The organism is Alicyclobacillus sp. SP_1 (assembly GCF_024706985.1).
In the GTDB taxonomy this organism is placed as follows: Bacteria; Bacillota; Bacilli; order Alicyclobacillales; family Alicyclobacillaceae; genus Alicyclobacillus_I.
In genome coordinates, this window is record NZ_JAMCCX010000038.1 from 1 (window position 1) to 14,787 (window position 14,787).

A 14,787-nucleotide genomic window follows, 5' to 3' on the forward strand; every position below is an offset into this window, starting at 1 on the left:
GTTTCAGTGGAGATACGGTATTGGGTCGGATACCCGCAAGCTGAGTTAGTGACGATATTTTGGAAACTCTGTACTAGTTTGCTTATGGCCCCATCATCGTCATCATGGACGACAAGTGTTTCAACATCTGCGAATCGGCTCATTGCGAGTTCTTACTCCGAGGCTATGGTACCGGCGCCACCACTAAAAATGCTTTACGCGGGACAGGCGCTCAACGCCAAACAACGACGTTCGCTAAAGGAGATGGCATTCAGAACGTGGAAGTTTTTTTCGGTTGACGTGAATGCACGTACCGATTTACCCATGGACAACATCGGGTTCCAGGGGGCTCCTGCCAAAGGAGAGTATACGTCTCCAACAGATATTGCAATGTATTTGTGGAGTATCACGGCGGCTGGTCAGTTGCATATTATCTCGGGCCATTACGCTTATAAGTTGGCCAGTCGGGAGCTACAAGCCATACAAAAATTGGATAAATGGCATGGGTTTCTATTGAGTTGGTATAATACCAACAGCGGAGTAGCGATTAATGGGCCTGGGAGTGGACCGATTTCCTCGACAAGAGGTCAATTCATCTCTACAGTCGATAACGGCTGGTATGCTTCTTCCCTTATTGTCGTTCGTAATGCCTTTCCAAGATTGAAAATGGAAGCGACGAAGCTGCTTAATGCGATGAACTTTGGGATTTTCTACGACGACAATAATCAGTCTACCAACATTACGGCGGGTCAAATGTACGGGGGATACTATGCTGGGGTGGGGCCAGCATCGTTTGAGTATGGCAATCTCAATACTGACCCTCGAATTGCGGCGTATATCGGCATGGGGACTAAGACTTTACCGGGAGATGTGTGGTGGCGCACCTGGCGTACACTCCCGAGTGATTTTACATGGCAGACGCAAAAGCCCTTGGGTCCGACGATGACTTACACGGATCCTTATTCAGGCAAGCGGTTTGCGGTTGTTGAAGGGCATTATACTTATGACGGAATTACCTATGTGCCTAGTTGGGGTGGAAGTGAATTTGAGGCCTTGATGGCACCACTGGTAGTGCCGGAGTCGACATGGGGAAGATGGAGCTTTGGTTTAAACGATATCAACTACGCTCAAGCGTCCATAGATTATGCCACTCAAGCGCTGAAATACCCTGTGTGGGGGCTTTCTCCAGCGAGCGTTCCTGGTACTACTGGAAACTATGCGGCTTATGGTGCATATCCGATGGGCTCTGGCGGTACTGGTAATGCATATGAGAATACGGCCATTGCGCCGTATGCTTCATTTTTAGCACTACCATTTTTGCCCCAAGAAGCCTATAGGAATATACGGAAACTAAAGAATCTGTACCGGATTTATGGAACCTATGGATTTTATGATTCGGTTGACCCTACAACAGGAACGATAGCTCCCCGGTATTTAGTTCTGGACCAAGGGATGATCATGGCAGGAATAGATGATGCGTTGATGAAGGGTGGGCTGCAACGTTATTTTGCTGAAGACCCTGTCGGGCAGCATGACAAGCCATATTTAGAAATGGAGCATTTCTCCATTAGTCCCGTGCCTGGAATGACGCTGCATTATGGTGATCGTTAAAAAGTAAAGACACGGTTTCTCTAGCGGAAACGCATGTCTTGCCTAGAGGCGGCAAACAGAGTTCTTTGACAATGGCTGCTCTACCGTTCTATGCCTTTTCAAGACGGTGCCGAATATAGTGTTCGATAGGTCAACCATCGCAGAACTCATAGCACAGCCTGAGATGTGTGCTTCTAACCTCTTATCTGAGTCTCATAGTCAGTCACAACCTTTCCATCGTACTGTATGATTTGACCATTTTGATTCTTGTCGGACAGGATTATGTGGGTGATGATTTCGCCTGCAGCTTCGGAAGACTTGACGAATCCGCCGCGTGCACCAGCTTCCATGCCATTCAAGTCGGTCGCGATCGCGCCGGGCATGATGCCAAAAATCTGACGCTGGCTCCCAGCCTTTTTGAACTCGAACGCGTAAGTCAGGGTCATGATGTTGAGTGCCGCTTTACTCGTGATGTACGCGAGCGGGTGCCAAAAGTCAGTCGGCGAAATTGGAATCGTAACATTGACGATTTTGGCCTTGTCACTCAGAGAGGGCAGCAGATGTTGGGTGAGTTCATGCGTGCCGAAAAAATTCGTCTCCATCGTCGCGCGTAAATCTTCAGTTGTGTAGTCAAACGTGTGTTTTGTAAGATCCAGCGGCGGATGTCCAGGTTTGACACTATCCGGGATTCCGGCATTATTGACCAGTATATCGAGGGAATCCACCCTTGCAGATGCGGTGTGTAAGGTGTCGACATCGTTCAAATCGACCTTTATGAACCTCGCCGATATGTCTTCTGCGACGAGCTTGTCGACTGCCGCCTGACCACGATCTTCATCGCGCGCCCCGAGGAGAATGTCATAGCCGCGCTTTCCAAGATTGCGCGCGATTTCAAAACCGATTCCTTTATTTGCGCCTGTGATAAGTGCTTTCATAATGCGCCCCTTTTCGCTTTTGCTGGATATATGCTCATTATAGCGGATCGGCAGAATTTATCTCGAGAAGGCAGTTCAGCGCATGCATCGATTCTCTGACGTAAGAATCGTGCTATACTCGTCGCAATGTGATGTCTTTAGCGACGGATTGTTACGTCTACGGAAGATCGCAGGGACATCCGGTCATCAGAGCAGAAAGGAGAGCACATCATAACCATGCCGCACGCAAAGGCTGAGGATTATATAAAAAAGCACCATACAAGGATGCTTCAGGATTTGGTTGATTTTTTATCAATAACTAGTATTAGTATGGAAATCGAAGAGCGGAATGGATTGTATGAAGCAGCTGAATTTTTATCGACTCATTTGAGCGCAATAGGGATGCCGATGGTGCGGTGGATTGCGCTTGAGGACGCTGCCCCGATTATCTACGCAGAAAGACATCAAGGTTCACACTTGCCGACGATACTGATTTATGGACATTACGACGTTCAACCGCCGGGAAAACTGGAGGAGTGGTGCAGTCCGCCTTTTGCACCAGAGATTCGTGACCAATGTTTGTACGCGCGTGGAGCTAGCGATGACAAGGGGCAACTGCTGACGCATCTCCAAGCTCTGGAAGCCGTCATACAAACGGGTGGGGAATTACCCTTTAATATCAAGTTTTTGATCGAAGGCGAGGAGGAAATAGGAAGTCCTGGTCTTCTTGCATTGCTATCTCGCGTGCGCGAGGCACGATTTGTGGACATCATCGATGAGCAGGGACGGGAACATACGTTAGATTTGCAATCGGACGTGGTCGCCATTTCGGATACTCCGTTTTTGTTTGAAAACCAACCTGCTTTGTGCGTTGGAACGCGCGGGCTATGCGGCATTGAAATAACCGTACATGGTCCTGCACAGGATTTGCACTCAGGCGGATACGGTGGACTGGTGGAAAATCCTCTGCATGCTTTATCAGCGATGATTCACAGCTTACACAATGTCGATGGAAGCATAGCGGTTAATGGCTTTTACGACGATATTGCACCGGTCCCAAATGAGGTCGGAAGTCTCATACGACAGATGACTCCGCCTGAAGACCTTTTGCTACAACAACTGGGAGTTCCGGCACTATACGGAGAAGCTGGGTATACTCCGCTGGAGAGAATTTGGATACGACCGTCGCTGGAGGTCAATCGCATGTATGGTGGAGATGTAGGCGCCGCTCCCCGTACCATTATTCCAAGCGTCGCCCATGCTACAGTGACGGTACGTCTAGCGTTAGGACAAAATCCGACTCACATTGCTGATATCCTTCAAAAGCACTTAATGAGTAAAGCTCCTTCGACGGTTCGAGTCCACACAAAGCTACTCGATGAATGCAGCGCATGGATGGCTGATGTCTCCCATGTGGCCTACGCACACGCCGTACAAGCCTTAGCACATGGCTTCGGCAAAGAAGCAACATTTATTCAAATGGGCGGATCCATCCCAGTTTTAGCGCATTTTTCTGAGTACCTTCAGGCACAGGTGGTTTTGCTGGGTTTTGGCTTGCCCTCAGATAATATTCACGCTGCAAACGAGAACTTTTCTCTATCCCAGAGAGAACAGGGGTTGCGGACGCTTGTTGCCTATTATCAAACGTCATGGCCGCCTGTAGAGAAAGGATCATGCCTGTGACCAGTTCATCTTCGGAAGGAATCCGCCCATTGGGGTTACGCGAGGGAAGTATCAGTTTTTGGGGAGCTTTAGCGATTTCCTTTGGTAATATGGCTCCCGCCGCGAGCGTGCTGTTTTTACCTCAGGCCATGGCGCAGTTTACAGGAAGTGCGGTTCCGCTTGCGTTTGTCTTCGCTATGGTGGCTTCTTTTTTGACCGCCGCATCGATTTTGCACTTTGCCAGACGCTTTGCCTCGGCTGGTGCGGCGTATGCCTTCAATAGCTTGGCTTTTGGCAAGATACTTGGTTTTCTCTCCGGTTGGATGCTTGCGTTAGCCTATGGGCTTGCTTTACCGTCCAATTTGCTGGTCTTTGGCTACTTTGCGCAGGGCTTTACCCAACAGGTCTTCGGGGAACAGATTAGTTGGCTGATCTTCTCTCTATGTGGCATCGCGGCGGTTACGTATCTGGTCATACGTGGGATACGCACCTCGGCGAGAGTAGACTTGTTCCTTATTATTGTCGAAACCGCTATTGTTCTAGGGCTGGCTATAGCCATCATTGTGCAAGGCGGAGCCCATGGGAACACATGGGCCGTATTCTCGCCACATCAGTCGCCTTCATCTTGGGCAGGCATTATCTTCGGCATGTTGTACGGAGTCGGGGCGTTTGCGGGATTTGAGGCGTCCGCAACTGTGGCTGAGGAAACGAAAAATCGTTTTAAAGCGATTCCCGCGGCTATATTTACTGCTCTCATTTTAGGCGGATTGCTATACATTGTTGTTTCCTATGCGATCGCGATAGGATATGGGGTCCACGGTGGAGGTCGGTTAGCACATGCGACACTCCCCCTCAGTTCGTTGGCAATTCATTTCGTTGGGCGATGGATGGCACTCGTAGTTGATCTCGCAGGTATGATCTCTGCTCTTGGCATCTCGCTGGCGAGCGCAAACGCCAGTGCGCGTGTGTTATTTACGATGGGCCGGGATGGTGTGATTCCTCGGTGGTTTTCTCAGTTGCATCAACGTTTCGGAACGCCGCACCATGCCGCCCTCATGTTAACCGGAGTGTCCACCCTGTTGCTGTTGGCCGTGAGCTTCGTTAAAAGTCCGTATCCGGCTGGATTCAGCTATTTGGTGGAAGCGTCCGATATTCTCGGACTTTCGCTGTATGTCCTGATTAACATTGCCTGGATTCGTTTGTGGAAAAAAGACAAGCACCACTTTAACATGGGTTGGTTGGCAGGGACTCTCCCATCTGCACTGGGTGCCATTGTTATGTTCATTCCACTTGTATCGACCATCTATCCCATTCCGGCTTGGCCGCTCAATCTTGTTCTATATCTGACAGCGCTCTTTGTCTTGATTGGAGTCATCGTAGCCCTCTGGCTGAAGAAGAACAGGCCAGAAACGTTGACTAAAGCGGGTCAAGCTACCGTGTCCAGTGAATATTTATAACTCGAATCATGTCCTGCCGGCATTGGACAGTCGTCGTCCTAAGAGCCGATGCCCCAATTGAATAATCCCCCGACCTCTAAAGTAATTTTGGCATCGGCTCTAAGGGTCATCGTTCATGCGAGAGATGACCCTTGTAGTTTAGCTCCGTTTGAACAGTGAACAAATACTTACTTGACGGCAGGCAAAATAGTCAGTACACTTAGGCGCAGATTCGTCGTGAGTGTATGTCACCTAGGTAGACTTGTCAGAGAGCCCATGTGGCTCGTTGATAGTAAACCGACAGTTTTCGAAACGTTATGCCGCCCACTGGGCCCATTTCGTTTTGGGAATCGTCGGTTTTTTTGTGGCCGGGAGAGGGATACAATCCGGAAAATGTATCAAGGTAGAGAGGGAGTGTGGAATGGCCGTTGTAGTATTTTTCTTATCGGTTGCGATGTTGCTGTTAAGCGCTTTGATTCTACTGCTCCCGCGCGTTCCTCGACAGTACGTTCGCATTCATGTTGGCATAAGTGGCTTACCATCCTTCTTTGCCCTGTGGAATCTGTTAACGCAGAGAGATGTGCTGGTTATTGGCCCATGGCAATTGGATCCTCTGGCTTGGTTGACGGCGCTGTTCATATTCACGATTGGTTTTGTGGTACAGCGGTATTCTATGCGGCAGTTTCTTGGTGATCGAAACTATAAGACATATTTTGCTCTGCTCACGCTCATTACAGGTTCTGCATCCATCGCTTGGTTGAGCAACGACCTTCTCCTTATGCTCGCATGTTGGGGAGCCACGCTCGGCGGATTAACATGGCTCATTGGGCTAAATGGAGATTCCCAGGTAGCAAGAGCAGCGGCTTTGCGAGCAGGACAATTGTTTGCCCTTAATTGGGGTGTTTTGTTCCTTGCTGTCATGTGGCTTGCTCTCGTTACGGGGCACTGGCAGTTGTCTCTGGCGGTGACCAGAGACAGTCTCCTTCAGTTGGGGTCATGGAATAGGCTCGGCATATCCCTGCTGTTGGTCATCGGAGTGGCCATTTCCGCAGCACAATTTCCATTTCAACGATGGTTGCTCGATTCCGTTGTTGCTCCAACTCCAGTTTCAGCGGTTATGCACGCCGGGGTTGTCAATGCGGGTGGTATTATTTTGACGCGATTTGCTCCTGTTTTCATGGGGGACTTTGCCCAATTTGTACTGATTGTCCTTTCCGGTGTTTCCATATTACTCGGTACTGGTACGATTCTCGTCCAGGTAGATTACAAGCGTCAATTGGTTGGTTCGACCATCGCTCAGATGGGATTCATGTTAATTCAGTGCGCATTAGGGGCTTATTTAGCAGCCATTATTCATGCGGTGTTACATGGACTGTTTAAATCCGCTCTGTTTTTGCAGGCCGGGTCTGCCGCTCATCACGAGGAGGAAGTGACCCGAGCGACGGCTTCCGCCTCGTGGCGAATGACTGGGGTAGTGTTGGGCATCTTTGTGGGATGCGTGTTTTGGGCAATCGTCAGAGGGAAAGGCTATGACCTGATTAGTGCAGTGCTTCTAGGGTGGTCGGTGTCCTTTGCATGGTCACACCTCGTTGCTGTCGGAAAAGGGCGCATAGGCCGGTGGGTGGGGATTGTGGTATTCACTGGAGCACTGGCTGTATTTGGAGTTGTTCTCAGCATCTTTTATGGGCTACTGCACGCAACCGTGCCAGAAGGAATCCAACCTCACGCATTTGTGATTATTTCGGTCTTATTGATATTGCTGACTGGCAGTGTGTTTGGAGCGTGGTTATCTCGCCATCCCTCCTCGACGTTTTATGCGGTTGTATACCTTTGGCTCTTGCGATTCAGCGAACCGCATCGTAATTCGGTAGAGAGCCATCCAAGGCATCTTGTATCCACTTCAGAGTCGAGGAGGTAAAACGCGATGGATGGTACATCGGCATCTGAGCAGCGTACATCGGCACCCACTGTCCTGGACTTAGTATCTTTCGATGAAATTCACCGTTTGGCACGTTCGGCTAGTCGCGTCATTGCGCCGCTTGGACCGATGACTTCGTTTGCAGCGAGAAGTCCCTGGATGGGACTTGAAAATCAATCTTTTCACGACGTTGCGCATTGGCTTAACGACACTTGTGGTGTGGATATCTATCCAAACGCTTCGCTGTTACAGAGTGCAGTGAATAGAAGGAGAATTCAGCCCAAATTTCTTGACACAAGGCTGCGGCAGTGGTTGGACGCACAATCTCTAAAACTGCCGCGCCATCTGGCGCAACAATTTTGTTCAGCTGCATTAAAGTTGGAAGATATCTCTATATCACTCTTGGAAGACACTGAAGTACAAAAGTGCGCGCATAAGTTGAGTCGTTTGATGTCTCCAATGCCAGAGCGACGGTCGCTTCAAACCGTTAGTTTTCGTTATGACCGAGAGAAGGAATTGAATTTCCATGTGATTAAGTGGTGTAAGCTGTTTTTGAATCGGTCTGCTGCAGCTTGGACACTCCCCAATCGCAAGGAAGGATTCTATCTCGCTTGGCGCAATCTTGTTTCGCGCGATCCGGTATTGAACCGCACGCAACGGGAGCTCTTAAAAAATCTTCCGCAACAGCCGGAGGATGCTTTACGGGACGGATTACGTGCCCTTGAAATTCCAACAGTTCAAATTCAGAACTATTTAGAAGCTCACTTGTTATCTTTGCCAGGTTGGGCGGGCATGATGTTGTGGCATTCAGAACAACTCCTATTTGAGTATCTCGCCATCCGAATTTCCTTGGAATTGACATTGATGCATCCACATTTGCCTTTGCCTGAACCACAACCGGATGACCAGGCACTGTTCAGTCGTTGGATTGCACAGTGGTGTCAATGGGGCGGACTGTCGATTGAGGCTTGGTCGCAGTTATCCATTACCCAGCAGCAGGCACGCTTGACTCTCGCCTCTCAATTTGATGATTTAGTTCGTCGTCAGCTTTGGCTGGAAGCTTGGGAAGACACATACGAAGATCAGATAAAAACAATGATTTCATCGAAGAGGGTCGCCACTGGAGTAAAAGAGTCAGCTCTGGCACAACTGGTATTTTGTATCGATACGCGTTCGGAGCCGTTTCGTCGCGTATTGGAAGAGGCAGGCCCTTTTGAGACCTTGGGCGTTGCTGGTTTTTTTGGATTGCCGATTGAGACGTGTCATCTCGGTAGTTCACACAGTCACCCGTCTTTGCCGATAGTACTGAAGCCGCAGCACAAAATTAAGGAACTTGCGACTGAGAAGTCTACAAAATCTTACCAGGAACACCGGCAAGCTGCGCTGTCGATTTCGCATCTCTTCCAGGAGATGAAGCAAAATGTCTTGACCAGCCTATTGTTGCCCGAGTTTAGCGGGTCCTTGCTGGGTATGCAAATGTTACTCCGGAGCATGTTCCCGGTCCGGGCAAACCGCACGTTTCGACAACTGCGGCGTCGATGGTTGCAAAAGCCTCCTACAACGCTCTCACTTGACCCTATAGACACGGAACCAGGATTACCGATTGGTTTTTCGGATGCAGAGAAAGTGTATTATGTTCACCAATCGTTAAAAACGATGGGCTTGACGGAGAACTTTGCGCCTCTCATCGTCATTTGTGGGCATGGCAGCCGTAGTACCAATAATCCGTATGCTGCGGCCTTGGACTGCGGTGCTTGCGGAGGAGCGTCCGGTGCATTCAATGCGCGAGTTTTGGCGATGCTCTGCAACCAGGAACAAGTGAGAAAAGCTCTTGAAAATGATGGGATTCATATTCCGGAAGATACGGTGTTTGCCGCGGTCGAACACATCACAACGGTGAATGAATTACGGTGGCTCTATGTTCCGAAACTTTCAGGACTAGCACAGGAGGCATTTCGTAGGATTCAAGAAGCGTGTCCAAAGGTGCGCGAGATACTCAATAAGGAGCAATTATCACGGTTGCCTCATCTTAAATTAAAATGTGTCAACCCGAACTTCGAAATTCAACGTCAGGCCGAAGATTGGAGTGAGGTTCGTCCGGAATGGGGTTTAGCCCGCAATGCTGCATTTTTCATCGGTAGCCGCCGACTGGTCAAGGAGTGTGATTTCGACGGAAGAGTCTTTTTGCACAACTATGACTGGCGTGCGGATGATGACGGTACCTTGCTTGCCAGTATCATCGCGGGTCCCGCAACTGTGGCACAGTGGATTAACTTGCAGTATTATGCGTCGACTGTTGCGCCACATTATTATGGCAGCGGAAACAAGGCGACACAGACCGTCACTGCTGGTCTCGGTGTCATGCAAGGGAATGCGAGTGATTTGTTATCAGGGTTGCCCTGGCAATCCGTGATGGAATCGGACGAAGAGTTTTATCACGATCCGCTACGGCTACTTTTAGTCATTGAGGCACCTCATGAATATTTGGAGCGATTGTTCGACAAGGACCCCACATTCCTTCAAAAAGTAAGCAATGGATGGATGCGTCTGGCTATTATGGATCCACAGTTCGGATGGGAGAGTTTTAGCAATAAACGGTCAGCGCACCTGGATAAATCAAGGAAACGCATATCGATGTAAAACAGGCCACCGCAGTCATGCGGTGGCCTGTTTTACCATGCATATTTGTGGCCCTTTCCCGCAGTTTAGTACATAACCGTCGTCCAGCGTCAACATGTGTTCGCTGCTGGGGGATAAGTATGTCATGTGCTGCAATCTGGAGGTAAATAGCATGAGTGTTGCGAAACAGTTTGGCCTCAATTGGTTCACGACGGTCATGGGCGTAGGGATTGTCGCAGACCTAACGTATACTTCCCCTGTTCCGGTTCCGTTTCAACATAGAGTGGGGCTTCTGTTGTTTGGACTTTTGAATCTAATTTTTGCGATGGCTCTTGTCTTTTGGTTGTTGCGGTGGTTCGTGTATACAAGCGAAGCTCTGGAAGATTTTCGCCACCCGGACCGAGCCTTGTTTTATGGAGCATTAGCGATGGGAATCAACGTTGTGGGCAATGACTATCTGTTTATTGGGACACACATTTTCCCCATGACATGGGCCATTGATATCAGTAAAACGATATGGGTGGCGGGTACCGTTGTTTCACTGTTCACCGTCATAGTTGTTCCTTATTTGTTGTTTACGGAGCATACAGTCAAGCCCATGCAAGCACTGTCCACTTGGCTCATTCCAGTAGTTCCGCCCATTGTCGCAGCAGCCACTGGAGCGAATCTCATCCCGTTTTGGGGCGGACCCGACGAGCAGTTTGCAGTCACTGTGCTGATTGTTGCCATGTGTGGAGCTACTCTCTTTTTGTTCCTGATGGTCAGTGCACTCGTCTACTCGAGATTAGTCTTTCATCGACGACTGAGTGGAGAGGAGGCGCCAAGTCTTTGGGTCGAGATAGGGCCAATTGGGATGTCTATGGGAACGTTCAGCATCTTGCCTTTAAAAACGCACGATATTTTCGGCCCATACGGAAATATTTTGCACACATTCGGACTGATTTTCTCCACCGCGATGTGGGGAGTCGGTGTTTGGTGGATTGTCATTTCATCGATGCACACGCTACTGCACTTGAGCAGGCGTGGAGAAGGATTACCATTTCACATGGGATGGTGGAGCTACGTATTTCCCATTGGGAGTTTCACCAGCGGAACGTATGCCTTAGGACATTTGGCGGGTTATCCATTTTTTAAGGTTGCAGGACTTGCTCAGTTGATGCTTTTGTGGGGATGCTTTGCTATCGTATTTGCTAGGACTGCATCCGGGGTATGGCAGGGCTCTTTGCTCCATTGGAGAGATTCGGATTCAATCCGCAGGCATCACTTAGCGTATCGCCGTGAAAAAATCAAAAAAGCGCGCTGATGTTGCGTAAACTTCCAATTGGGAAAGCGGCATTGTTCGATTGTCATACATCGCATTATGGGAAATTATTGAAAAATACAAGGGTTGATTACATGTGGAATCGGAGAGCGTCCTGATCTAAAGTGTACTGAGCAGCTAAAGTGTCCTTTGCAGAAGGAGGAGTTCATCGTGATCGACCACACGGCTTTAAATGGGCAGCAGTCTCAATGGGAGGGTGCGTTTGCAAAAAACAACGACATGTTTGGTGAGGCGCCGAGTCAGGCGGCCATTCGCGCTGCAGGTATCTTCCGCGAGCACGGAGCGGCGCGGATACTAGAATTAGGGGCTGGTCAGGGTCGAGACACCTTGTACTTCGCACAGCACGGCTTTGACGTCACGGTGCTTGACTACACGAAGGAAGGGACAGAACGCATTCAGCAGAAGGCAGAAGACCATCATTTGGCGAGTCAAGTGCACGTTTGTCAGCACGATGTGCGCCACGCATTCCCCTTTTCTGAAAACTCATTTGACGCTGTTTATTCTCATATGTTGTATTGTATGGCGTTTACAACAAGAGAATTAGAAGCAATCAATCAGCATGCTTGTCGTGTTTTGAAACCTCGAGGGCTCAACATTTATACGGTGAGACATAAGGGCGACGCACACTTTGGACAAGGAGTGCATCGTGGAGAAGATATGTATGAAGTGGGAGGCTTCATTGTGCATTTTTTTGATCGCGCAAAAGTCGATAGACTGGACGAAGGTTATCACATTTTGGATGTTCATGAATTTGAAGAAGGCGGATTGCCGAGGCGATTATTTCAGGTGACGCTGGAGAAGGATTCTATCCATGAAACGAGTATTACTTGACGAGATGCTTTGGGCACAGAGGTGGAGATGGTACGAACTGAGAAGTCTGGGAGGGTGTGCTCATGGGGTACAACTTTGCTCACGTGGTCGATGAAATCGCAGAATCTGCACCCAAGCGAACCGCTGTTTACTGCGTTGACGCATCGGGTCATGTGGAAACGCTGACGTACGCGGAACTGAGGCGAGAAACCAATCGTCTAGCTAACGGGTTTGTGCGCGAGGGAATTACGCGGGGAAGTCGCGTGTTGGTCCTGTTGTCCCGTGGGATGGAACCGTACGTGGTCTATCTTGCCTTGTTAAAAGCGGGGGCGACAATTCTTCCAGGGTCCGAAATGTTGCGTGCGAGCGACATTCAGTACCGAGTTCAGAATGCGAGTGTCACCACCGTCATCGCACACGCGACGCTCACTGCAGAAGTGGATAGAATCCGCAGCGCGTGCCCAACGCTCGGCCACTATTTTTCGCTGGGTTCAAGAGTGGACGGGTGGGAAGAACTGCAGCAACTCGAGGAACTGGGAAGCGAAGATGAGTGCCGAGTGCCAACCGACGAAGAGGACTTGGCATTTTTGTCGTACACAAGTGGCACAACGGGTGGGCCAAAGGGAGTTATGCACGGCTATGCCTGGCCGCGCGAACATCTCGCAGTAGCAGGAACCTATTGGTTCGACGCACGACCCGGAGATGTCGCATGGGCGACCGCTGGACCGGGGTGGGCCAAGTGGGTTTGGAGTCCGTTTGTCTCTATTTTGGGGAATGGCGCGACTGCGTTTGTTTATCAGGGCCGATTTGAGGCCACCACGTTTCTAGAGCTCATGGAACGTCACAAAGTCACCTTGTTGTGTGCAACGCCCACGGAGTATCGCTTGATGGCCAAAGTGCGCGACATCTCGTCTTACCACCTCCAATTGCGATCCGCTTGTTCTGCGGGGGAACCGCTCAACCGCGAAGTCATCGATACGTTCCGGCGCGAATTTCAAGTGACCGTTCGGGACGGGTACGGACAAACCGAAAACAGCTTGCTCGTCGGAACGCTGCTGGATATGGAGGTGAAACCGGGATCGATGGGAAAACCCTTTCCAGGCATGCGTGTGGAAATTGTCGACGACCAAGGCAGCGTAGTCCCGGTTGGTGAAACTGGGCACATTGGTGTGCACAAGTCGTTTCCGGCGCTCTTTAAAGGCTACCTAAATGACCCGGAGCGCACCGCTCGCTCCTTCCTCGGGGAGTGGTACATCACGGGTGACAAAGGTCGCAAAGATGAGGATGGGTACATCTGGTTTGAAGGTCGGTCGGACGACATCATTATCTCGGCGGGATATACCATCGGTCCGTTTGAAGTTGAAGATGCTCTCGTAAAGCACCCGAAGGTGGCGGAGTGTGCAGTGATTGCTGCTCCAGACCCGGAGCGAGGCCATGTGGTGAAGGCTTACGTCGTCCTTCGCGACGCTGCAGATGCCGCAGACCCAAATTTGGTCAAGGCGTTGCAAGAGCACGTCAAAACTCTGACCGCACCCTACAAATATCCTAGATTAATCGAGTTTGTAGAGTCGTTGCCGAAGACAAACAGCGGTAAAATTCGACGAATTGAGCTGCGGGCACGGGAGACGATGTCCTAGGCGACTGCTCACGTCGTTCTGTGTAACCATCGGTTGCGGCTCAGTAAGAGTTCTTGTCGGTTGACGGTCTGGGGTTTCTCGTATCTTTTCGAGGCATGCCCATGTGCTGGAAACGCAGAGCTTCTCTGTAGAGGGAGAGGATGTGTCGAGGGCGCGGGGGCTCAGACCCGGATTGCGTGCGCAGAGCAAGGAAGTCTGGCACATCTAAGTTTTTGCGTGCTTGATTGCAAGAGAAACAGGCGCACATAAGATTCTTTGGATGAAATCGGCCACCTTTGGACTCGGGGATGATGTGGTCTACGGTTTCTGCATCGTCCCCGCACCATACGCATTTTCCGCGGTCGCGTCGGAAGACGGTGGCGCGGTATTCTTTTTTGTGGATGGCACTGAAGCGCAGCCGGATGGAGTGGTCGTCCAACCACACGGCGTTGCCATAACCTACTTCTTCTTCGGCTCGCGCAGGTGTGCAGGGAGTGAGGATGGCGCCGCTCGAGTCGAGAACGCGTATTTTGCTGGATTCGTCGAGCGGATGGCCGCACTGAGGGCAGTGGAATCGATGTGACTGTAGGGTCGACATGGACCACATGGCGCTGCATTTGGGGCATCTACCGTCATATCTTCGTCGTCGCGCCATGTGGTCACCTCGTAGATGAAGACTCTCCATTATATTTTACAGACTTTCGCGCAGATTGCGACAGATTTCTGCGTTTCTGAGCCCATCTCGTTTTGCGAAGCAGGTATAATAAAAGATGAAGCTCACCCCTTCGACCGCCGAAAGAATCTTCGGACACGGGGTCGAATGAGTTTTCGGCGGATATTACCCAAAGGAGTCCTGTTCATGAGTGGAGAGATTCGCGTTGGCATCATTGGCTGCAATGGGATAGCACGAGGAAAGCATTTG

At 50.2% G+C, this 14,787-nt stretch carries 11 protein-coding genes; 9 read left to right on the top strand and 2 right to left on the bottom strand.

All coding sequences use genetic code 11. From position 1 onward, the window contains the following. Positions 1-1,590 (top strand): glucoamylase family protein (locus tag M4I36_RS10525; protein WP_258111697.1); only part of this gene is annotated, 1,590 nt, incomplete at its 5' end. Positions 1,591-1,763: 173 nt separating this feature from the next. Here the strand turns inward: M4I36_RS10525 and M4I36_RS10530 are convergent. Next, entirely contained in the window at positions 1,764-2,504 is a 741-nt protein-coding gene (locus tag M4I36_RS10530) for an SDR family NAD(P)-dependent oxidoreductase (protein ID WP_258111698.1), read from the bottom strand. A 216-nt stretch (positions 2,505-2,720) separates the two neighbouring features. On the opposite strand from M4I36_RS10530, the gene M4I36_RS10535 reads away from it, so the two are divergent. From M4I36_RS10535 to M4I36_RS10565, 7 genes are all read left to right on the top strand, one after another. Next, complete coding sequence (locus tag M4I36_RS10535) at positions 2,721-4,166, top strand: dipeptidase (RefSeq protein WP_258111699.1); 1,446 nt, start codon at positions 2,721-2,723, stop codon at positions 4,164-4,166. After that, complete coding sequence (locus M4I36_RS10540; protein ID WP_258111700.1) at positions 4,157-5,602, top strand: APC family permease; 1,446 nt, start codon at positions 4,157-4,159, stop codon at positions 5,600-5,602. The genes M4I36_RS10535 and M4I36_RS10540 overlap by 10 nt, the downstream gene beginning before the upstream one ends. Before the next feature lie 376 nt (positions 5,603-5,978). Beyond that, complete coding sequence (locus M4I36_RS10545) at positions 5,979-7,499, top strand: NADH dehydrogenase subunit 5 (protein ID WP_374986014.1); 1,521 nt, start codon at positions 5,979-5,981, stop codon at positions 7,497-7,499. A gap of 6 nt (positions 7,500-7,505) precedes the next feature. Next, positions 7,506-10,139: a DUF2309 domain-containing protein gene (locus M4I36_RS10550; RefSeq protein ID WP_258111702.1), complete on the top strand. Its 2,634-nt coding sequence runs from the start codon at positions 7,506-7,508 to the stop codon at positions 10,137-10,139. Between the two features lie 151 nt (positions 10,140-10,290). Beyond that, positions 10,291-11,421, top strand: coding sequence for a TDT family transporter (locus M4I36_RS10555; protein WP_258111703.1), 1,131 nt, complete (start codon positions 10,291-10,293; stop codon positions 11,419-11,421). A 168-nt stretch (positions 11,422-11,589) separates the two neighbouring features. Further along, positions 11,590-12,270 (top strand): class I SAM-dependent methyltransferase, encoded by a 681-nt coding sequence (locus tag M4I36_RS10560; RefSeq protein ID WP_258111704.1) that lies wholly within the window; start codon positions 11,590-11,592, stop codon positions 12,268-12,270. 62 nt (positions 12,271-12,332) lie between these two features. After that, the gene (locus M4I36_RS10565) at positions 12,333-13,886 is read left to right on the top strand and encodes an acetate--CoA ligase (protein WP_258111705.1); all 1,554 of its coding nucleotides are present in this window, start codon (positions 12,333-12,335) and stop codon (positions 13,884-13,886) included. Positions 13,887-13,926: 40 nt separating this feature from the next. On the opposite strand, the gene M4I36_RS16885 is transcribed toward M4I36_RS10565, so the two are convergent. Further along, positions 13,927-14,178, bottom strand: coding sequence for an HNH endonuclease (locus M4I36_RS16885; RefSeq protein WP_374986016.1), 252 nt, complete (start codon positions 14,176-14,178; stop codon positions 13,927-13,929). Here M4I36_RS16885 and M4I36_RS10570 point away from each other — a divergent pair. Further along, positions 14,146-14,448: a hypothetical protein gene (locus tag M4I36_RS10570; protein ID WP_258111706.1), complete on the top strand. Its 303-nt coding sequence runs from the start codon at positions 14,146-14,148 to the stop codon at positions 14,446-14,448. The genes M4I36_RS16885 and M4I36_RS10570 overlap by 33 nt on opposite strands. The last annotated feature ends 339 nt before the right edge of the window (positions 14,449-14,787 follow it).